Annotated in this window: 16 protein-coding genes; 9 read left to right on the top strand and 7 right to left on the bottom strand. The window is 55.7% G+C overall.

Annotation, left to right across the window (positions count from 1 at the left end; genetic code table 11):
- Positions 1–21: 21 nt before the first annotated feature.
- From xylR to xylF, 4 genes are all read right to left on the bottom strand, one after another.
- A complete protein-coding gene (gene xylR, locus ACNQ0T_RS19740) occupies positions 22–1,200 on the bottom strand; it encodes a D-xylose utilization transcriptional activator XylR (protein ID WP_038416899.1) in 1,179 nt (392 codons plus the stop codon).
- A gap of 34 nt (positions 1,201–1,234) precedes the next feature.
- On the bottom strand, positions 1,235–2,416 hold the full coding sequence (gene xylH / locus ACNQ0T_RS19735) for a xylose ABC transporter permease XylH (RefSeq protein WP_023307163.1): 1,182 nt from the start codon (positions 2,414–2,416) through the stop codon (positions 1,235–1,237).
- Entirely contained in the window at positions 2,394–3,935 is a 1,542-nt protein-coding gene (locus ACNQ0T_RS19730) for a xylose ABC transporter ATP-binding protein (RefSeq protein WP_199126511.1), read from the bottom strand. Before ACNQ0T_RS19730 ends, xylH begins: the two co-directional genes overlap by 23 nt.
- A gap of 72 nt (positions 3,936–4,007) precedes the next feature.
- Complete coding sequence (gene xylF / locus ACNQ0T_RS19725; RefSeq protein ID WP_022649746.1) at positions 4,008–5,000, bottom strand: D-xylose ABC transporter substrate-binding protein; 993 nt, start codon at positions 4,998–5,000, stop codon at positions 4,008–4,010.
- 371 nt (positions 5,001–5,371) lie between these two features.
- Between xylF and xylA the strand changes: the two genes are divergently transcribed.
- On the top strand, positions 5,372–6,694 hold the full coding sequence (gene xylA, locus ACNQ0T_RS19720; RefSeq protein WP_417930347.1) for a xylose isomerase: 1,323 nt from the start codon (positions 5,372–5,374) through the stop codon (positions 6,692–6,694).
- A gap of 59 nt (positions 6,695–6,753) precedes the next feature.
- Positions 6,754–8,208, top strand: a complete 1,455-nt coding sequence (gene xylB, locus ACNQ0T_RS19715) for a xylulokinase (RefSeq protein WP_063163876.1) — start codon at positions 6,754–6,756, stop codon at positions 8,206–8,208.
- 52 nt (positions 8,209–8,260) lie between these two features.
- Here xylB and ACNQ0T_RS19710 read toward each other — a convergent pair whose 3' ends face one another.
- Complete coding sequence (locus tag ACNQ0T_RS19710; protein WP_023298849.1) at positions 8,261–9,256, bottom strand: acyltransferase; 996 nt, start codon at positions 9,254–9,256, stop codon at positions 8,261–8,263.
- A 184-nt stretch (positions 9,257–9,440) separates the two neighbouring features.
- Between ACNQ0T_RS19710 and ACNQ0T_RS19705 the strand changes: the two genes are divergently transcribed.
- The 3 genes from ACNQ0T_RS19705 (at position 9,441) to glyS (ending at position 12,897) form a co-directional block, all read left to right on the top strand.
- Positions 9,441–9,746 (top strand): YsaB family lipoprotein, encoded by a 306-nt coding sequence (locus ACNQ0T_RS19705; RefSeq protein WP_022649742.1) that lies wholly within the window; start codon positions 9,441–9,443, stop codon positions 9,744–9,746.
- Between the two features lie 160 nt (positions 9,747–9,906).
- Positions 9,907–10,818, top strand: coding sequence for a glycine--tRNA ligase subunit alpha (glyQ, locus tag ACNQ0T_RS19700; RefSeq protein ID WP_003860141.1), 912 nt, complete (start codon positions 9,907–9,909; stop codon positions 10,816–10,818).
- A gap of 9 nt (positions 10,819–10,827) precedes the next feature.
- Positions 10,828–12,897 carry a glycine--tRNA ligase subunit beta gene (glyS, locus tag ACNQ0T_RS19695; protein ID WP_022649741.1) on the top strand — a complete coding sequence of 690 codons (2,070 nt, stop codon included), beginning with the start codon at positions 10,828–10,830 and terminating at the stop codon, positions 12,895–12,897.
- 189 nt (positions 12,898–13,086) lie between these two features.
- Here the strand turns inward: glyS and fadA are convergent, their stop codons facing one another.
- Both fadA and fadB read right to left on the bottom strand, forming a co-directional pair.
- Complete coding sequence (gene fadA / locus ACNQ0T_RS19690) at positions 13,087–14,250, bottom strand: acetyl-CoA C-acyltransferase FadA (RefSeq protein ID WP_000416981.1); 1,164 nt, start codon at positions 14,248–14,250, stop codon at positions 13,087–13,089.
- A gap of 9 nt (positions 14,251–14,259) precedes the next feature.
- Complete coding sequence (gene fadB, locus ACNQ0T_RS19685) at positions 14,260–16,449, bottom strand: fatty acid oxidation complex subunit alpha FadB (RefSeq protein WP_317579370.1); 2,190 nt, start codon at positions 16,447–16,449, stop codon at positions 14,260–14,262.
- Positions 16,450–16,639: 190 nt separating this feature from the next.
- On the opposite strand from fadB, the gene pepQ reads away from it, so the two are divergent.
- The 4 genes from pepQ to hemG are packed head-to-tail and all read left to right on the top strand — an operon-like array spanning position 16,640 to position 20,634.
- A complete protein-coding gene (gene pepQ / locus ACNQ0T_RS19680) occupies positions 16,640–17,971 on the top strand; it encodes a Xaa-Pro dipeptidase (protein ID WP_022649738.1) in 1,332 nt (443 codons plus the stop codon).
- Entirely contained in the window at positions 17,971–18,585 is a 615-nt protein-coding gene (locus ACNQ0T_RS19675; protein ID WP_015572737.1) for an IMPACT family protein, read from the top strand. The genes pepQ and ACNQ0T_RS19675 overlap by 1 nt, the downstream gene beginning before the upstream one ends.
- 41 nt (positions 18,586–18,626) lie before the next feature.
- Positions 18,627–20,078: a Trk system potassium transporter TrkH gene (trkH, locus tag ACNQ0T_RS19670; RefSeq protein ID WP_022649737.1), complete on the top strand. Its 1,452-nt coding sequence runs from the start codon at positions 18,627–18,629 to the stop codon at positions 20,076–20,078.
- A gap of 10 nt (positions 20,079–20,088) precedes the next feature.
- Positions 20,089–20,634, top strand: coding sequence for a menaquinone-dependent protoporphyrinogen IX dehydrogenase (hemG, locus tag ACNQ0T_RS19665; RefSeq protein WP_317579369.1), 546 nt, complete (start codon positions 20,089–20,091; stop codon positions 20,632–20,634).
- Positions 20,635–20,843 lie beyond the last annotated feature (209 nt).

Here is a 20,843-nt window from a genome sequence, read left to right as displayed (position 1 = left end):
CACTGGAAGGCGTTCTTTTTTCTAGAGCAGGACTTCACTGTACCGTTCCCGGTACTCCTTCGGCGTGGTGTCATACTCTTTCCTGAACACCGAATAGAAATACTGAAGCGACGGGTAGCCGCACATCTGTGAAATCTCGTTGATCGACAGCGAGGTGGAGATCAGCAGACTTCGCGCTTTCTCCAGCTTTTCCGCATGGATCACGGCGTGGATCGTCTCACCGACTTCCTCTTTAAACCGCTTCTCCAGATTCGAACGTGAAATGCCGACCGAATCCAGCACCTGATCGACCTTAATCCCTTTGCAGGCATGATTGCGAATGTAGTGCATCGCCTGAATCACGGCCGGATCGTTTAAGGAACGGTAGTCAGTTGAGCGACGCTCGACCACGCGAACGGGCGGAACCAGCAGACGCTGGAGCGGCAGGGATTCGTTGTCTAACAGTCGGTGCAGCAGCTTCGCGGCCTGATAGCCCATCTGACGGGTACCCTGCGCCACGGATGAGAGCGCCACGCGCGACAGATAGCGCGTAAGCTCTTCGTTATCAATACCAATCACGCACAGCTTTTCAGGCACAGGAATATGCAAATGTTCGCACACCTGTAATACGTGGCGGGCGCGGGCGTCCGTCACGGCGATAATCCCTGTCTGGGGCGGCAGCGTTTGCAGCCAGTCAGCCAGGCGATTCTGTGCGTGCTGCCAGTTTTCTGGCGCGGTTTCCAGCCCCTGATAAACGACGCCGCGATACTTCTCCTGGGCAACCAGCTGGCAGAAGGCATACTCACGCTCCATCGCCCAGCGCTTTCCGCTGGTGGCGGGCAATCCGTAAAACGCAAAACGATGGACGCCTTTCTCCTTTAAATGGAGGAAGGCGGTCTCAACCAGGGCATGGTTATCCGTGGCGATGTAGTGAACGGGGGGGTAATGTTCCGCTGAATGGTAAGAGCCGCCAACGCCCACGATAGGTACGTCGACACCACTCAGCAACTGTTCAATCACGGGGTCGTCAAAGTCAGCGATAACCCCGTCTCCCAGCCAGTCTTTGATGTTCTCCAGACGGGTACGGAAATCTTCTTCGATGAAAATATCCCATTCGGATTGCGACGCCTGCAAATATTCACCAACCCCCTCAACCACCTGACGGTCATAGGCTTTGTTGGCATTGAATAACAACGTAATGCGGTGACGCTTTTCAAACATGGCTCACTTTCCCAAATTAGTCACGATACGGTTCTCAGGCGCGCCGCTTGGTGGCAGAGTCCATCCAGACTGCCAGCAAAAGAATGGCCCCTTTGACGATATACTGCCAAAACGTCGGCACGTCCATCATACTCATCCCGTTATCCAGCGAAGCCATAATAAATGCGCCCATCACCGCCCCCGCCACGCTGCCAATGCCTCCGGCGAGGCTGGTCCCGCCAATCACGCAGGCGGCGATGGCGTCCAGCTCGGCAATATTACCGGCAGACGGGGAACCCGCACCCAGACGTGAGCTGAGGATCAGCCCCGCGATGGCTACCATCAGGCCGTTGATGGCAAAGACGGCGAGTTTGGTGCGCTCGACGTTGATACCAGATAAACGCGCGGCTTCAAGATTGCCGCCGATAGCATAAATACGGCGACCGAATGCGGTACGTGTGGCCATAAACATCCCACCTAACAGCAACAGCGCCAGCAGCAGAACGGGCGTTGGGACACCGCGATAATCGTTTAGCAGCCAGATGGCCCCCAGCACAATCACCGCTGTAAGCGCCTGACGGCCGACAACCGAGGTTGAGGCAGGCGAGGCCAGCCCCAGCGCCTGGCGACGCATGCGTCCTCGCCATTGCCACGCGACAAACGCCATCAGCCCAACCACACCGATCGTAAAACCGACGCCATCAGAGAGGTAGCTTTGGCCAATCTGGGACATCGAGGCGCTGGTCGGGGAGACGGTAGTGCCGTTGGTGATCCCAATCAGAATACCGCGGAAGGCCAGCATCCCTGCTAAGGTGACAATAAACGACGGGACTTTACGGTAGGCCACCCACCAGCCGTTCCACGCACCCAGCAGCAGACCCAGTACCAGCGTGACCACAATCGTCAGCGGCAACGGCCAGCCGAGCCAGACGTCAAAAATTGCCGCCACGCCGCCGAGCAGACCCATCATCGACCCTACCGACAGGTCAATTTCCGCTGAGATAATCACAAAGACCATCCCCACCGCCAGGATCCCGGTGATGGCGGTCTGACGCAGCAGGTTAGAGACGTTACGTGCGCTCAAATAGGAGCCATCGGTCATCCAGGTAAAGAACAACATGATGACGATAATGGCGGCAATCATTACAAAAACTTGCAGATTCAGCGATTTAAGTCCTGCGAACGCACCGGGCGTCGGAACAGCGACTTTGATATCAGACGGGTTGCTTTTCGACATGGCGTTCGCTCCTTAAGGCAGCTTCCATCACCTGCTCTTGCGTCAGGTTCTGGTTGTTCAGGTTGGCTTTGAGTTTCCCTTCATGCATGACCAGCACGCGGTCGCTCAGCCCCAGCACTTCAGGCAATTCGGACGAGATAACAATGACGGCAATCCCTTGCTGCACAAGCTGGTTGATCAGCTTGTAGATTTCATACTTCGCGCCGATATCGATCCCGCGCGTGGGTTCGTCCAGAATTAAAATGCGCGGATTAAGCAACAGGCAGCGCGCCAGAATCGCTTTCTGCTGGTTGCCGCCGCTCAGGCGACCTATCGCCAGTTCCGGCGAGGAGGTTTTCACCTTGAGCCTGGCAAGTGACTGAAGAATACACTGCTGTTCTGCGGCATCATCCAGGCTGCTCAGCGCGCCGGAAAACTGGCTGAGCGCCGCCAGCGTGATATTTTTTCCCACCGCCATGACCGGCACGATGCCGTCTTTTTTGCGGTCTTCGGGCACCATGGCAATGCCTTTGGCAATGGCCTGCTGGCAGTTGTCGATTTTTACCGGCTGACCGTCGATATAAATTTTGCCTTCCCAGCGCCCCGGCCAGACGCCAAACAGACACTGCACGGCCTCGGTTCTTCCGGCACCCACTAAACCCGCAATACCGAGAATTTCGCCGCGGTGCAGCGAGAAGGAGAGGTTATCCACGCGCTTGATGTGGCGGTTAACGGGATGCCACGCCGTCAGGTTTTCCACGCGCAGGAGTTCTTCGCCTATGGTGTGTGGTTCGTTGGGATACAGTGCGGTGAGTTCGCGACCCACCATCATGGTGATGATGTCATCTTCGCTCATGCCTTCTGCTTCACGCGTGCCAATGTGCTGCCCGTCGCGGATGACGCAGATGGTGTCGGAAATAGCTTTCACCTCATTGAGCTTGTGCGAAATATAGATGCAGGCGATACCGTGGTTTTGCAGGTCGCGGATGATATGGAGCAGAACGGCGGTTTCCTGTTCGGTGAGCGAGGCGGTTGGCTCGTCGAGGATCAGCAGGCGTACCTGTTTATTTAGCGCCTTGGCGATCTCCACCAGCTGCTGCTGGCCCAAACCTAAGTCGCCCACGCGCGTATCCGGTGAGATAGCGAGACTCACCTGGGCCAGCAGTTTTTCGCAGCGCAGCGTCATGGTGTCGTAATCCAGTACGCCGTGGCGCGAGAGTTCGACCCCAAGAAAGATATTTTCCAGCACGGTAAGGTGCTTCACCAGCGCCAGCTCCTGGTGAATGATAGCGATGCCTTTGCGTTCGGTATCACGAATGTGCGTGGCCTGAAGCACCTCACCGGCAAAGACGATTTCGCCCTCGTAGCTGCCGTGCGGATAGATCCCGCACAGCACCTTCATCAGCGTGGATTTCCCCGAGCCGTTTTCGCCGCACAGCGACATCACTTCGCCGGGGTTCAGCCGCAGGCTTACGTTGTCGACCGCTTTCACCGCCCCGAAGGCTTTGGTGATGCTTTTCATTTCAAGTAAATAAGACATAACTGCTCCGCATAGCCCGACAGATGAACAGGGCAGGTCGATGCGCCCCCGCCGGGCAGGGGCTGCGCTGGATTACAGTTCACTCTTCTTATGGAAACCGTCTTTCACCACCGTGGCGTCAATATTCTCTTTGTTGACTTCGATAGGGGTAAGCAGGCGAGCTGGCACGTCTTTCAGGCCGTTATTTAACGTCGCGTCTGCTTTAGGTTGCTGGCCATTTCCCAGCTCAACGGCAATTTCGGCGGCCGTATTGGCAAGCTCGGTAATGGGCTTATAGACCGTCATAGTCTGGGTACCCGCGATAATGCGTTTTACACCCGCAAGGTCGGCGTCCTGTCCGGAAATAGCGACTTTCCCGGCCAGACCCTGCGCGCTCAGCGCCTGAATGGCGCCCCCCGCAGTGGCGTCGTTAGAGGCCACCACTGCATCGATTTTGTTGTTATTTGCGGTCAACGCGTTTTCCATAATTTTCAGCGCGTTTTCCGGTAACCAGCCGTCAGCCCACTGATCGCCGACGACTTTAATTTTGCCCTCGTCGATATACGGCTTCAGCACTTTCATTTGTCCCTGACGGAACAGTTTGGCGTTGTTATCCACAGGCGAGCCGCCCATCAGGAAATAATTCCCTTGAGGCACTTTTGCGATCAAGCTTTTAGCCTGTAATTCACCCACCTTTTCATTGTCGAACGAAATATAATAATCAATATCCGCATTATTAATCATGCGGTCATAAGCCAGGACTTTTATGCCTTCCTGTTTTGCTTCTTTCACCACGTTGCTTAATACCTGGCCGTTATACGGGATAATGACCAGCACATCGACGCCACGGTTGATCATATTCTCAATTTGCGACATTTGCGTCTCTTCGTTGCCGTTAGCGGACTGAACGAACACCTCCGCACCGAGAGATTCCGCTTTTTTAACAAAGATATCGCGATCTTTTTGCCAGCGCTCCAGGCGTAAGTCATCAATCGCCATGCCGATTTTGACCTCTTTGGCGTGGCCGGCAAAGCTTGCAAGCAGGAGAGTAGTGCAGAGCGTTAGGGTCAGGTTCTTTATCTTCATAATTATTAGGCCTTTTTGTAGGGGTATGTGTAGCTGAGATAAAAGAAACATTCACTGCTGAGACGCAGCAAATTTTTAACGTGGAAAGGCCTGCTGGCAATTACAGATTTTTATCTTCTCATTACGATATTTGGTTTATTTCTGAATTTATGACCGCGATCGGATTTTAAAAAGCGTAACCTATTAATTACATTTGATTCTGGAATGCGCGCCGAAAAATAGTTTGTCTGCACATTATTTTGCGAGCCAGCGCACAATTGCGCATTCTCTCAATAGCAGTGTGAAATAACGTAATTGAGCAACCTCCAATGTCTATTCACTATTACTCCAGAAGCAAGACCACGCCGCATACCCTGATTATGGAGCTCAATATGCAAGCTTATTTCGACCAACTCGATCGCGTTCGTTTCGAAGGCACGAAAACGACCAATCCTTTAGCATTTCGTCACTACAACCCGGATGAGCTGGTGCTGGGTAAGCGCATGGAAGATCACTTGCGCTTTGCCGCCTGCTACTGGCACACCTTCTGCTGGAACGGTGCCGATATGTTCGGCGTGGGCTCTTTTGACCGTCCATGGCAACAGCCGGGCGAGGCCATTGAGCTGGCGAAGCGTAAAGCCGACGTCGCGTTCGAGTTCTTCCATAAGCTGAACGTGCCGTACTACTGTTTCCACGATGTGGACGTGTCGCCGGAAGGGGCGTCGCTGAAAGAGTATCTGAACAATTTTGCGCAGATGGTCGACGTGCTGGCTGAAAAACAGCAGCAAAGCGGCGTGAAGCTGCTCTGGGGTACGGCTAACTGCTTTACCAACCCTCGCTATGGCGCGGGCGCGGCAACCAACCCGGACCCGGAAGTCTTCAGCTGGGCGGCAACCCAGGTCGTGACTGCGATGAACGCCACGCATCAGCTGGGCGGTGAGAACTACGTTCTCTGGGGCGGTCGTGAAGGCTATGAAACGCTGCTGAATACTGACCTGCGCCAGGAGCGCGAGCAGGTTGGCCGCTTTATGCAGATGGTGGTGGACCACAAGCACAAAATCGGCTTCCGCGGTACGCTGCTGATTGAGCCAAAACCACAGGAGCCAACCAAGCATCAGTACGACTACGATGTCGCCACCGTGTATGGCTTCCTGAAGCAGTTTGGTCTGGAAAAAGAGATCAAAGTGAACATTGAGGCTAACCACGCCACGCTGGCGGGCCACTCGTTCCATCACGAAATCGCCTCTGCGATTGCGCTGGGCATCTTCGGATCGGTGGATGCGAACCGCGGCGATCCGCAACTGGGCTGGGATACCGACCAGTTCCCGAACAGCGTCGAAGAGAATGCGCTGGTGATGTACGAAATCATCAAAGCGGGCGGTTTCACCACCGGCGGCCTGAACTTCGACGCCAAAGTGCGTCGCCAGAGCACCGACAAATACGATCTGTTCTACGGGCATATTGGCGCGATGGACACTATGGCGCTGGCGCTGAAGGTGGCGGCCCGTATGATTGAAGACGGTGAGCTGGATAAGCGCGTGGCGAAGCGCTACAGCGGCTGGAACAGTGAGCTGGGCCAGCAAATTTTGAAAGGTCAGTTATCGCTTGCGGAGATCGCGAAGTACGCTGAACAGCATCAGTTGGCACCGCAGCATCAGAGCGGCCATCAGGAACTGCTGGAAAACCTGGTCAATCACTACCTGTTCGATAAATAACAGCATTCATGCCCGGTAAGCGCAGCGCCGCCGGGCATTTCTGTCAAAGGAGTCACCACATGTATATCGGGATCGATCTTGGCACGTCGGGGGTGAAAGCCATCCTGTTAAGCGAGCAGGGCGATGTGTTAGCCACGCAGACTGAAAAGTTGCAGGTTTCACGCCCGCAGCCACTTTGGTCGGAACAAGATCCGGAGCAGTGGTGGCAGGCGACGGACCGCGCGATGAAAGCCTTAGGTGAGCAGCACAGCCTGCGCGACGTGAAAGCGCTGGGCATTGCCGGGCAAATGCATGGCGCCACGCTGCTGGATAGCCAGCATCGCGTACTGCGCCCGGCTATTCTCTGGAACGATGGCCGCTGTGCGGAAGAGTGCGCGATCCTTGAGGAGCGTGTGCCTGCGTCCCGCGAGATTACGGGCAATCTGATGATGCCCGGTTTTACCGCGCCAAAACTCCTGTGGGTGCAGCGCCATGAGCCTGAGATTTTTCGTCAGGTGGCGAAGGTTCTGTTGCCGAAAGACTACCTGCGTTTTCGCATGACGGGGGATTTCGCCAGCGACATGTCTGACGCCGCGGGCACGATGTGGCTCGACGTGGCGAAACGGGACTGGAGCGAAGCGATGCTGGATGCCTGCCAGCTGACGCGCGATCATATGCCTGCGCTGTTTGAAGGCAGTGATATCACGGGCGCTTTGCAGCCTTCTGTTGCTGAACGCTGGAATATGCCAGCCGTACCTGTCGTTGCCGGCGGTGGCGATAATGCGGCGGGTGCGGTCGGCGTGGGGATGGTGGAGACAGGACAGGCCATGCTCTCGCTCGGCACTTCCGGCGTCTATTTTGCCGTCAGTGACGGCTATCGTAGTAACCCTGAAAGCGCCGTACACAGCTTCTGCCACGCGTTGCCGGGTAAATGGCATTTGATGTCGGTGATGCTGAGCGCGGCATCCTGCCTCGACTGGGCGGCAAAGCTGACCGGAATGGCGGACGTCCCGGCGCTTATCACAGCGGCACAGCAGGCGGATGATACTGCCGGTGCGGTCTGGTTTTTACCGTACCTTTCCGGCGAGCGGACGCCGCATAACAACCCGGAAGCGAAAGGGGTCTTCTTCGGCCTTACCCATCAGCACGGCCCGGCAGAGCTGGCGCGCGCGGTGCTTGAAGGGGTCGGTTATGCGCTGGCGGACGGCATGGATGTCGTGCATGACTGTGGCCTGACGCCATCCAGCATTACGTTAATTGGCGGCGGGGCACGAAGCAGCTACTGGCGGCAAATGCTTTCCGATATCAGCGGGTTGCAGCTGGACTATCGTACTGGGGGAGATGTTGGTCCGGCGCTCGGTGCGGCACGGCTGGCGCAAATTGCGCTGAACCGGGATAAACCACTGCCCCAGCTTTTGCCCCAGCTGCCGCTTGAACAGCAGCATCGTCCTGATGCGAAAAATCATGCTCGCTACGCTGAAAGACGAGACGTTTTCCGCAAAATCTATCAGCAGCTTTTACCGCTAATGTCATAAACAGGAGCCGGGTGGCGCTAACGCTTACCCGGCCTGCCAGCCTTCAACCGGGTTAGCTCACAAACCTGCGTGTATCGATGCGTTGCAGCAGCATTGAGAGCAGCAGGCTGACAACCAGCGTAACGGTAAATATCCAGACAATATCCAGCACCGGCCAGCTTTTAAGCTCAACGCCTCGGGTGCGCAGGGCGTGGATCACCAGCGCGTGAAAACCGTAAATGCCCAGCGAGTGGCGAGAGATAAACCCCAGCACCGGAAGCGGGCGGGCATTCAGGGTGTTTTTAACCAGAGTCAGCAGCGAAACCGCGCAGATAAAGACCATCGGCCCGCAGTAGAGATACCAGGTATCGGCAAAGTTTCCGCGCCATTGCAGCTCGTGCAGCGTCCCTCGAGAGATAATAAACACACCGGCGATAAATGCTGCCGCGCAAAGCCAGTTTATTCCTCTCTTCTGCGTCTCCATCATGCCGATGGCGCGCCCCAGCATGCCGTACAGCACGTAATAAAACGTATCGCCGTTGATATAGAGGTTAACGGGCAGCCATTCAAAGCCATCAATTTTCTGTGAGACGGTATTCGGGTTTGCCACGATCCCGATTATTACCATCAAGGCCAGCAGCATTTTACCGCTAACGTTTTTTACCTGAATTAACGGCGAAACCAGATAGATAACCATTATCGCGAAGAAAAACCACAGATGATAGAACACCGGTTTTTGCAACAAATTGAGCAGGGAACGTTCAGCGTTAATTGAAGTGAACAGGATGATATAGAGCAGTGAAATGGCGCTGTAAAACAGCAAACAGGAGACAATACGGATGAAATGTCTCGGCTGCGCGCTACGCTCGCCAAAAAAGAGAAAACCGGAAATCATAAAGAACAGCGGGACGCTCACGCGTGAGGCTGAGTTCAGAATATTGGCGACATCCCAGTTAACAGGGCTGATACTGTGCGCGTTCGTGACATACCAGGTCGTAGTGTGGATCATCACCACCATCAGACAGGCTATTCCCCGCAGGTTATCAATCCAGTTAATTTTTGACTGCATCAGTTCCTCTGTATTCCTGATAAAGAAAGTGTGACTGCGATTGCGTAAAACTTTTCACTTGGAAAATTCTGAGTTTAACCAGGCTGTCTTGTCGGGAGCTGGCGAGATTCGCAGAATGTTGAACATTAATCTATAAACGTGTTGCTACTAAAAATAACAGCCACTGACCAGGGCGGTAATAAAAATGATGATGAAGCGTGGGGCGTCACTCTTTCTGCTGCTTTTATTAGCAGGGTGCAGTGCTTCTCAGGAGGCTCCAGTCCAAAAAGCGCAGCAGGGGAAAATGAGCCCGGAGCGTTCCCTGAATATGGAACAGCTGTGCAGGGATCAGGCGGCTCACCGCTATAATTCCGAAGCACAGAAAATTCATATTAACGGCTTCGAGCGCTTTCAGGGCAGCTATGAACTGAAAGGCTATACGGCGCGTAAAGAGGGCTTTGTCTGCTCTTTTGATGCAGACGGCCAGTTTTTACATCTCTCAATGCGCTAAATTGCTCGTATAAGCAGCAACCAGAGCCTTCGCAGGTTCTGGCTGTAGGGCTTATTCCCCAATTTTCCCTAAACAACCCCGTTTCGTACTGTATATCTTGCAGCCAGCGGGTATACTGATCCCTTCCATTTAAAACCACACGTATCCAGCACGAAATACTATGCAAAAGTTTGATACCAAGACCTTCCAGGGCCTGATCCTGACCTTACAGGATTACTGGGCTCGTCAGGGCTGCACCATTGTTCAACCTTTGGACATGGAAGTTGGCGCAGGCACCTCACACCCGATGACCAGTCTGCGCGCGTTAGGGCCAGAGCCGATGGCGACCGCCTATGTTCAGCCATCCCGTCGTCCGACCGATGGCCGTTACGGCGAAAACCCGAACCGTTTGCAGCACTACTATCAGTTCCAGGTGGTGATTAAGCCATCACCTGACAATATTCAGGAACTGTACCTCGGGTCACTGAAAGAGCTGGGTATGGATCCGACCATTCACGACATTCGTTTCGTGGAAGATAACTGGGAAAACCCAACGCTGGGTGCCTGGGGTCTGGGTTGGGAAGTGTGGCTGAACGGCATGGAAGTGACCCAGTTCACCTACTTCCAGCAGGTTGGCGGTCTGGAATGTAAACCGATCACCGGCGAAATCACCTATGGTCTGGAACGTCTGGCCATGTACATTCAGGGCGTAGACAGCGTTTACGACCTGGTCTGGAGCGACGGCCCGCTGGGTAAAACCACCTACGGCGACGTGTTCCATCAGAACGAAGTGGAGCAATCCACCTATAACTTCGAATACGCGGACGTGGACTTCCTGTTCACCTGCTTCGAGCAGTACGAGAAAGAAGCCCAGCAGCTGCTGGCGCTGGAGACTCCGCTGCCTCTGCCTGCCTACGAGCGTATTCTGAAGGCTGCCCACAGCTTCAACCTGCTGGATGCCCGCAAAGCGATCTCCGTGACTGAACGTCAGCGCTACATTCTGCGTATTCGTACCCTGACCAAAGCCGTTGCTGAAGCTTACTACGCGTCCCGTGAAGCCCTTGGCTTCCCGATGTGCAACCGAAACAAATAAGAGGCGGCCATGTCTGAGAAAACTTTCCTGGTGGAAATCGGCACTGAAGAGCTGCCACCAAAAGCCCTGCGCAGCCTGGCTGAATCTTTCGCTGCGAACGTCACTGCTGAGCTGGATAACGCTGGCCTGGCGCACGGTAAAATTGAGTGGTTTGCTGCGCCGCGTCGTCTGGCGCTGAAAGTGGCAAACCTGGCGGCGTCCCAGCCGGATCGCGAAGTTGAAAAACGTGGCCCGGCCATTGCCCAGGCGTTCGACGCGGAAGGCAAGCCGAGCAAAGCGGCTGAAGGCTGGGCGCGCGGCTGCGGTATCACCGTCGATCAGGCCGAACGTCTGACCACCGACAAAGGTGAATGGCTGCTGTATCGTGCCCATGTGAAAGGCGAAAGCGCGGAAGCGCTGCTGCCAGATATGATTGCGACCTCGCTGGCTAAGCTGCCGATTCCTAAGCTGATGCGCTGGGGCGCGTCTGACGTTCACTTTGTGCGTCCGGTTCACACCGTGACCCTGCTGCTGGGCGATACCGTTATTCCGGCGACCATTCTGGGCGTGGCGTCCGATCGCGTGATCCGCGGCCATCGCTTTATGGGCGAGCCGGAGTTCACCATCGACAATGCTGATCAGTACCCGCAGATCCTGCTGGAGCGCGGTAAGGTCATTGCTGACTACGAACAGCGTAAAGCCAAAATCAAAGCTGACGCCGAAGAAGCGGCGCGCAAAATTGGCGGTAATGCCGATCTGAGCGATAGCCTGCTGGAAGAAGTGACCTCTCTGGTCGAATGGCCGGTTGTGCTGACCGCGAAATTCGAAGAGAAATTCCTGGCCGTTCCGGCTGAAGCGCTGGTGTACACCATGAAGGGTGACCAAAAGTACTTCCCGGTTTACGCCAACGACGGCCAGCTGCTGCCAAACTTCATCTTCGTCGCGAACATCGAATCGAAAGATCCGAGCCAGATTATCTCCGGTAACGAGAAAGTGGTGCGTCCACGTCTGGCGGACGCCGAGTTCTTCTTCAACACCGACCGTAAAAAACGTCTGGAAGATAACCTGCCGCGTCTGCAAACCGTACTCTTCCAGCAGCAGCTGGGTACGCTGCGCGACAAGACTGACCGTATCGCGGAGCTGTCCGGCTGGATTGCCCGTGAAATTGGCGCCGACGTTAACCACGCTACCCGCGCGGGCCTGCTCTCCAAGTGCGACCTGATGACCAATATGGTGTTCGAATTTACCGACACCCAGGGCGTGATGGGCATGCACTACGCGCGTCATGACGGCGAAGCGGAAGACGTGGCTGTGGCCCTGAACGAGCAGTATCAGCCGCGCTTTGCCGGTGACGATCTGCCGTCTAACCCGGTTGCCTGCGCCGTGGCGATTGCCGATAAGATGGACACCCTGGCGGGCATCTTCGGTATCGGTCAGCATCCGAAAGGCGACAAAGACCCGTTTGCGCTGCGTCGTGCTGCGCTGGGCGTGCTGCGCATCATCGTAGAGAAGAACCTCAATCTCGATCTGCAAACGCTGACCGAAGAAGCGGTCCGTCTGTACGGCGATAAGCTGACCAACGCGAAGGTTGTGGATGATGTTATCGACTTTATGCTCGGTCGTTTCCGCGCGTGGTATCAGGACGAAGGTTACTCCGTTGATACCATTCAGGCGGTGCTGGCGCGTCGTCCGACCCGTCCGGCAGATTTCGATGCGCGTATGAAGGCGGTATCCCACTTCCGTACGCTGGAAGCGGCGTCTGCGCTGGCCGCGGCCAACAAGCGTGTATCCAACATCCTCGCGAAATCCGACGAGACGCTGAACGAACGCGTAAACGCTGCAACCCTGAAAGAGCCGGAAGAGATTTCTCTGGCGATGCAGGTTGTGGTGCTGCGCGACAAGCTGGAGCCGTATTTCGCGGAAGGTCGCTACCAGGAAGCGCTGGTGGAGCTGGCGGAGCTACGTGACGTCATTGATGCCTTCTTCGAGAAGGTGATGGTGAACGTGGAAGATAAAGAGCTGCGTATTAACCGTCTCTCGATGCTTGAGAAACTGCGTGAGCTGTTCCTGCGCGTGGCGGATATTTCACTGCTGCAATAATGTAAAAAACCCGCCCCTGACAGGCGGGAAGAACGGCAACTAAACTGTCTCTCTTCGCCAATGGCGCCATAACTGCGTTGGCTGCGCTCGTTCACCCGAATCACTTACTAATGTAAGCTCATCGGGATTCGCTCGCTTGCCGCCTTGTTCTGACGTCATTGGCTTTAAGATACTTTTCCTTATTTACATTTACACTCTCTCAAACACCGTCGCGATCCCCTGACCCAACCCGATACACATCGTCGCCAGTCCGAACTGGGCATCTTTGCGTTCCATCAGGTTGATCAGCGTGGTGCTGATACGCGCCCCGGAGCAGCCCAGCGGGTGACCGAGGGCTATCGCGCCGCCATTGAGGTTAATCTTCTCGTCGATCTGATCCATCAGCCCCAGATCTTTAATGCACGGCAGGATCTGCGCGGCGAACGCTTCGTTCATCTCAAAGAGGTCGATATCACTTGCGCTCAGCCCCGCTTTTTTCAGCGCCAGTTTTGACGCCGGGACCGGACCGTAACCCATGATGGAAGGATCGCAGCCCACGACTGCCATCGAACGCACGCGGGCGCGTGGCGTCAGGCCTAATTCGCGGGCGCGGCTTTCGCTCATCACTAACATGGCGGCGGCACCGTCGGACAGGGCAGACGAGGTGCCCGCCGTTACCGTGCCGGTGACCGGATCAAACGCCGGACGCAGGGTAGAAAGCGCTTCAACAGTGGTTTCAGGACGGATAACTTCGTCGTAGCTGAACTGCTTCAGTACGCCGTCTGCGTCGTGACCGCCGGTTGGGATGATCTCATTCTTAAAGGCACCAGACTGCGTGGCGGCCCAGGCGCGGGCATGTGAGCGCGCGGCAAAGGCATCCTGCATTTCACGGCTGATGCCGTGCAGACGGGAGAGCATCTCGGCGGTCAGGCCCATCATACCGGCGGCTTTCGCCACGTTGCGGCTCATGCCCGGATGGAAATCGACCCCGTGGCTCATCGGCACGTGGCCCATGTGCTCCACGCCGCCCACCAGACAGGCCTGCGCATCGCCGGTCATGATCATCCGTGCCGCGTCGTGCAGCGCCTGCATCGACGAACCGCAAAGACGGTTGACGGTGACCGCCGGAACCGAATGCGGGATCTCCGCCAGCAGAGACGCGTTACGGGCGATGTTGAAACCCTGCTCCAGCGTCTGCTGGACGCAGCCCCAGTAAATATCGTCCAGCGCAGCAGGGTCCAGCGCCGGGTTACGCGCCAGCAGGCTACGCATCAGGTGCGCCGAGAGATCTTCCGCACGCACGTTACGGAATGCACCGCCTTTTGAACGGCCCATCGGGGTACGAATTGCATCAACAATGACAACCTTTTCCATTGTGACTCCTTAAGCCGTTTTCAGCGTGCCAACCGGACGGGCTGGCTCAACTGCTGGGTAGTAGGGTTCGTTATGGCGCGCTTTGTTACGCAGACCTTCCGGCACCTCATAAAGCGGACCGAGGTGCTGATATTGCTGAGCCATATCGAGATAGCGAGCGCTGCCGAGCGTATCCAGCCAACGGAACGCGCCGCCGTGGAACGGAGGGAAGCCGAGGCCGTACACCAGCGCCATATCCGCTTCTGCCGGGCTGGCGATAATGCCTTCTTCTAGGCAACGCACTACTTCGTTGATCATCGGGATCATCATCCGGGCGATGATCTCATCGTCAGTGAAGTCGCGTTTTGGCTGACTGACGTCGGCCAGCAGGCCATCCACCGCCGGATCTTCTTCTTTCTTCGGTTTGCCTTTGCTGTCTTCTTTATAGCGCCAGAAGCCCAGACCGTTTTTCTGCCCAAAGCGGTTGGCGTCGAACAGGGCGTCAATGGCGTCGCGATAATCTTTCTGCATGCGCTGCGGGAAGCCCGCCGCCATCACCGCCTGCGCGTGATGGGCAGTGTCGATGCCGACAACGTCCAGCAGGTACGCCGGGCCCATCGGCCAGCCGAACTGTTTTTCCATCACTTTGTCGATTTTGCGGAAGTCTGCGCCGTCGCGCAGCAGCTGGCTGAAACCGGCGAAGTACGGGAACAGCACGCGGTTAACGAAGAAGCCCGGGCAGTCGTTAACGACGATTGGCGTTTTGCCCATCTTGCTCGCCCACGCCACCACTTTGGCGATGGTTTCGTCGGAGGTTTTTTCCCCGCGGATCACTTCGACCAGCGGCATGCGATGCACCGGGTTAAAGAAGTGCATTCCGCAGAAGTTTTCCGGACGCTTCAGCACGCTTGCCAGCTCGCTGATAGGAATAGTGGAGGTGTTGGAGGCCAGTACGGTCTCAGGACGCACCTTCTCTTCCGTCTCGGCCAGCACTGCTTTTTTGACTTTCGGATTCTCAACGACCGCTTCAACCACCATGTCCACGCGCTCAAAGCTGCTGTATTCCAGCGTTGGCTGGATGGTGGAGATCACGCCTGCAAGCTTCAGACCGTCAATTTTGCCGCGCTCAAGCTGTTTATTCAGCAGCTTGGCCGCTTCGGTCATGCCCAGCGTCAGGGATTTCTCGTTGATGTCTTTCATCACTACCGGCACGCCTTTCCATGCAGACTGGTAGGCGATGCCGCCACCCATAATGCCCGCGCCGAGTACCGCCGCGTGTTTTGGCGTTTCAACGTTTTTGGTGAGTTGTTTGGCTTTGCCCTTCACGAACTGATCGTTAAGGAAGATACCAACCAGCGCGCGGGCTTCGTTGGTGTGCGCCAGCGGGACAAAGCTCTGGTTTTCCAGCTTCAGGGCTTCATCACGGCCCAGACGGGCTGCCGCTTCAATGGTTTTCACCGCCGTGATCGGCGCCGGGTAGTGTTTACCCGCCGTCTGCATCACCATGCCCTTGGCGATGGTGAAGCTCATGGTGGCTTCAATTTTGCTGAGCTTCAACGGCTCCAGCTTTGGCTGACGTTTGGCTTTCCAGTCGAGATCGCCGTTAATCGCCTGACGCAGTATGGCGACAGCGCCTTCAATCAGTTTTTCAGGCTTAACCACGCCGTCCACCAGACCGATTTTCTGCGCCTGTTCCGCGCCGACATCTTTACCTGCGGCAATGATTTCCAGCGCGCTGTCGGCACCCAACATGCGCGGCATACGCACCGAGCCACCAAAGCCCGGCATAATGCCCAGTTTGGTTTCCGGCAGGCCGATGCGCAGGTCTGGGGTCGCCAGACGGTAATCAGTGGCTAACACGCATTCGCAGCCGCCGCCCAGCGCGTAACCGTTAACGGCAGAAAGGGTCGGGACAGGCAGATCTTCCAGACGATTAAAGACGCTGTTCGCAAAGTGCAGCCACTGGCTCAGCTGTTCTTCGGGCACCAGGAACAGCGACAGGAATTCGGTGATATCCGCGCCAACGATAAAGGCCGCTTTGTTGGAGCGCAGCAGCAGCCCTTTCAAATCTGATTGCTTTTCAAGTACATCCAGCGCCTGGCCAAGACTGGCCACCGTCGCGGTATCAAGCTTGTTCACTGAGCCGGGGGCATCGAACACCAGTTCGGCAATGCCATCTTCCAGCCAGTCTACGTACAGGGTGTCACCTTTGTAGAGCATGTCGGTCTCCTGAATCCAGCAATTGGATCTGGTCATACCAGATGAAACGGAGTGTGGAATTTATGTTAATAAAATGCAAATTAGTCATTAAGAAATTGCTGCGCTGATCACGGTCGGTGGAAATCACGCAGCCGGAGTGAGGTGTGCTAAGATGCGATGACTTGAGGTCAAAAAAACGAAAGGAAGAATGATGGACTCACTGGCTTCGCTTTATAAAAATCATATCGTTACCCTACAGGAACGTACCCGCGATGTACTGGCCCGCTTCAAGCTGGATGCCCTGCTGATCCACTCCGGCGAGCTGATGAATACTTTTCTTGATGACCACGCTTATCCCTTCAAGGTTAACCCGCAGTTTAAAGCCTGGGTGCCTGTCACGCAGGTTCCAAATTGCTGGCTGCTGGTGGATGGCGTGAACAAGCCGAAACTGTGGTTCTACCTGCCGGTCGATTACTGGCACAACGTGGAGCCGCTGCCGACCTCATTCTGGACCGAAGAAATTGACGTGATTGCGCTGCCAAAAGCAGACGGCATTGGCAGCCAGTTGCCAGCGGCGCGTGGGAACATCGGCTACATTGGTCCGGTTCCTGAGCGTGCGCTGGGTCTGGATATTCCGGCAGATAAACTCAACCCGAAAGGCGTGCTGGATTATCTGCACTACTATCGCGCCTACAAGACCGACTACGAACTTTACTGCATGCGTGAAGCGCAAAAAACGGCGGTGAATGGCCACCGTGCGGCGCACGAAGCGTTCCAGTCCGGTATGAGCGAGTTCGATATCAATCAGGCCTACCTGACGGCGACCGGCCACCGCGATACCGACGTGCCGTACAGCAACATCGTGGCGCTGAATGAACATGCCTCGGTTCTGCACTACACCAAACTGGATCATCAGGTTCCGGCTGAGATGCGCAGCTTCCTGTTGGACGCGGGGGCTGAGTACAATGGCTATGCGGCAGACCTGACCCGTACCTGGGCGGCGAATGCGGATACTGATTTTGCGCAATTGATCAAAGACGTGAACGACGAACAGCTGGCGCTGATTGGCACCATGAAGGCCGGAACCAGCTATGTGGATTATCACATCCAGTTCCATCAGCGCATCGCTAAACTGCTGCGTAAGCATCAGATTGTCAAAGACATGAGCGAAGAGGCGATGGTTGAGAACGATCTGACCGGGCCATTTATGCCGCACGGTATCGGCCACCCGCTGGGTTTACAGGTTCATGACGTCGCGGGCTTTATGCAGGATGATACCGGTACGCACCTGGCGGCACCGTCTAAATATCCTTATCTGCGCTGCACCCGCGTTCTGGCGCCGCGTATGGTATTGACCATTGAGCCGGGCATCTACTTTATTGAATCCCTGCTGGCGCCGTGGCGGGAAGGGCAGTTCAGCAAGCACTTCAACTGGGAGAAAATTGAAGCGCTGAAGCCGTTTGGCGGCATTCGTATCGAGGATAACGTGGTTATTCACGAGAACAGCATCGAGAACATGACGCGAGATCTGAAGCTGGCCTGATGGAAAGCTGGCTGATACCGGCCGAGCCGGTCACCTTTGTTGAGGAAATCAAGAAAAGCCGCTTTATCACGCTGTTGGCGCATACTGACGGCGTGGAGGCGGCGAAGGCGTTCGTCGAGTCCGTCCGCGCGCAGCACCCCGATGCCCGCCATCACTGTGTGGCGTGGGTCGCAGGGCCGCCAGACGACTCACAGCAGCTCGGGTTTTCTGACGACGGTGAACCGGCGGGTACGGCCGGAAAACCGATGCTATCCCAGTTGATGGGCAGCGGCGTGGGTGAAATCACCGCCGTCGTGGTCCGCTACTACGGGGGCATTTTGTTAGGCACCGGAGGGCTGGTTAAAGCCTACGGAGGGGGTGTCCAGCAGGCGCTTAATCTGCTGATAACAACCCGCAAAACGCCACTTACGGAATATACTTTGTTATGCGATTACGCCCAGCTATCGGGTATCGAAGCACTGCTTAAACAGTTTAACGGCGTCATCGCACACAGTGATTATCAGGCAATGGTGCAATTACGCGTGGCGCTTCCTCAGGCGGAACTGGCTGCTTTTTCAGCAAAACTCGCTGATTTTAGTCGCGGTTCATTGCAATTACTGCCGATTGAAGAATAATCCCCACCTCACAATTTTGAATACCTAAGGAAGCGGCAGAGATGCATTTTCGTGCCATTACCCGAATCGTTGGATTGCTGGTCATACTTTTCTCCGGGACAATGATCATTCCCGGACTGGTGGCGCTCATCTACCGGGACGGCGCGGGGCGTGCATTTACGCAAACCTTTTTTGTCGCGCTGACGATTGGCTCCCTGCTGTGGTGGCCAAACCGCCGTGAGAAAGGTGAACTGAAATCCCGGGAGGGTTTTCTGATCGTGGTCCTGTTCTGGACGGTACTGGGAAGCGTGGGTGCGCTGCCGTTTATCTTCTCTGAACAACCGAATCTCACCGTCACGGATGCGTTTTTTGAATCGTTCTCCGGATTAACGACCACCGGGGCCACCACGCTTGTGGGGCTGGATTCACTCCCGCATGCAATTCTCTTTTACCGGCAGATGCTCCAGTGGTTCGGCGGTATGGGGATCATCGTGCTGGCGGTGGCTATCCTGCCGATTCTGGGCGTCGGGGGGATGCAGCTTTACCGGGCTGAAATGCCTGGCCCGTTGAAAGATAACAAGATGCGCCCGCGTATTGCGGAGACGGCGAAAACCCTTTGGCTTATTTATGTCCTGCTGACGGTGGCCTGCGCGCTGGCGCTGTGGTTTGCGGGGATGCCTGCGTTTGATGCCATCGGGCACAGCTTTGCCACTATCGCTATCGGCGGGTTCTCCACCCACGATGCCAGCGTTGGGTACTTCGACAGCCCGACGATCAATACCATCATTGCCATCTTTTTGCTGATCTCAGGCTGTAACTACGGTCTACACTTCTCGTTGCTTAGCGGACGGAGCCTGAAGGTGTACTGGCGCGACCCGGAATTCCGGATGTTTATTGGCGTCCAGTTGACCCTGGTGATCATCTGTACCCTGGTACTGTGGTTCCACGATGTCTATAACTCGGCGGTCACGACCCTGAACCAGGCCTTCTTCCAGGTGGTATCGATGGCGACAACCGCCGGTTTCACCACGGACAGTATTGCGCGTTGGCCGCTGTTCCTGCCGGTGCTGCTGTTGTGCTCTGCGTTTATCGGCGGCTGTGCCGGGTCGACGGGCGGCGGCCTGAAGGTGATCCGTATTCTGCTGCTGTTCAAGCAGGGGAACCGTGAACTTAAACGTCTCGTCCACCCGAATGCGGTTTACAGCATCAAGCTGGGCAATCGTGCACTGCCGGAGCGTATCCTCGAAGCGGTGTGGGGATTCTTCTCCGCTTATGCGCTGGTTTTTATTGTCAGTATGCTGGCGATTATCGCCACGGGCGTGGATGATTTCTCTGCCTTCGCCTCTGTGGTGGCAACGTTAAACAACCTGGGGCCGGGGCTGGGTGTCGTGGCGGATAATTTCGCCAGTATGAACCCGGTGGCAAAGTGGATCTTAATCGCCAATATGCTGTTTGGTCGTCTTGAGGTCTTTACGCTGCTGGTGCTGTTTACCCCAACATTCTGGCGTGAGTAAGGAGACATTGGTGAAAACGTTAATTCTTTTCTCAACGCGTGATGGGCAAACGCGTGAGATTGCTTCATATCTGGCTTCTGAACTCAAAGAGCTGGGCATTTATTCTGATGTGGTGAACCTGAATCGCACTGAACAGATTGCCTGGCAGGATTACGACCGTGTGGTCATTGGCGCTTCAATTCGTTACGGTCATTTCCATCCGGCGCTGGATCGCTTTGTGAAAAAGCATACGGCGGAGCTCGCTAAGCTTCCCGGCGCGTTTTACTCGGTCAACCTGGTTGCCCGTAAAGCAGAGAAGCGTACACCGCAGACTAACAGCTATACGCGCAAGTTTTTGCTGAGCTCGCCATGGCAGCCCGATATCTGTTCTGTCTTTGCGGGCGCGCTGCGTTACCCGCGTTACCGCTGGTATGACCGCTTTATGATCCGCCTGATCATGAAGATGACGGGCGGGGAAACGGATACGCGTAAAGAAGTGGTTTATACCGACTGGAATCAAGTGGCCAGTTTTGCCCGTGAAATTGCACGTTTAACGGACGATTCGCGGGTTAAATAAGCGTTGAGTTTGAAAAGTGAGCGAACGAAAAGTTTTTTGTATTTAGTGCTTGTCACTTCAGAAGAACTCCCTATAATGCGCCTCCACTGACACGGAACAACGGCATACACGCCGCCGGGTCAGCAGAGAAAAGCAAAATAAACGCTTGACTCTGAAGCGGGAAAGCGTAATATGCACACCCCGCGCCGCAGCGAAAACGTAGCGGCACT

Source organism: Enterobacter cloacae complex sp.6700776 (assembly GCF_048284255.1).
GTDB lineage: Bacteria > Pseudomonadota > Gammaproteobacteria > Enterobacterales > Enterobacteriaceae > Enterobacter > Enterobacter intestinihominis.
Note: the sequence above shows the minus strand (reverse complement) of the source record. Positions and strands in the feature narration are given on the sequence as shown.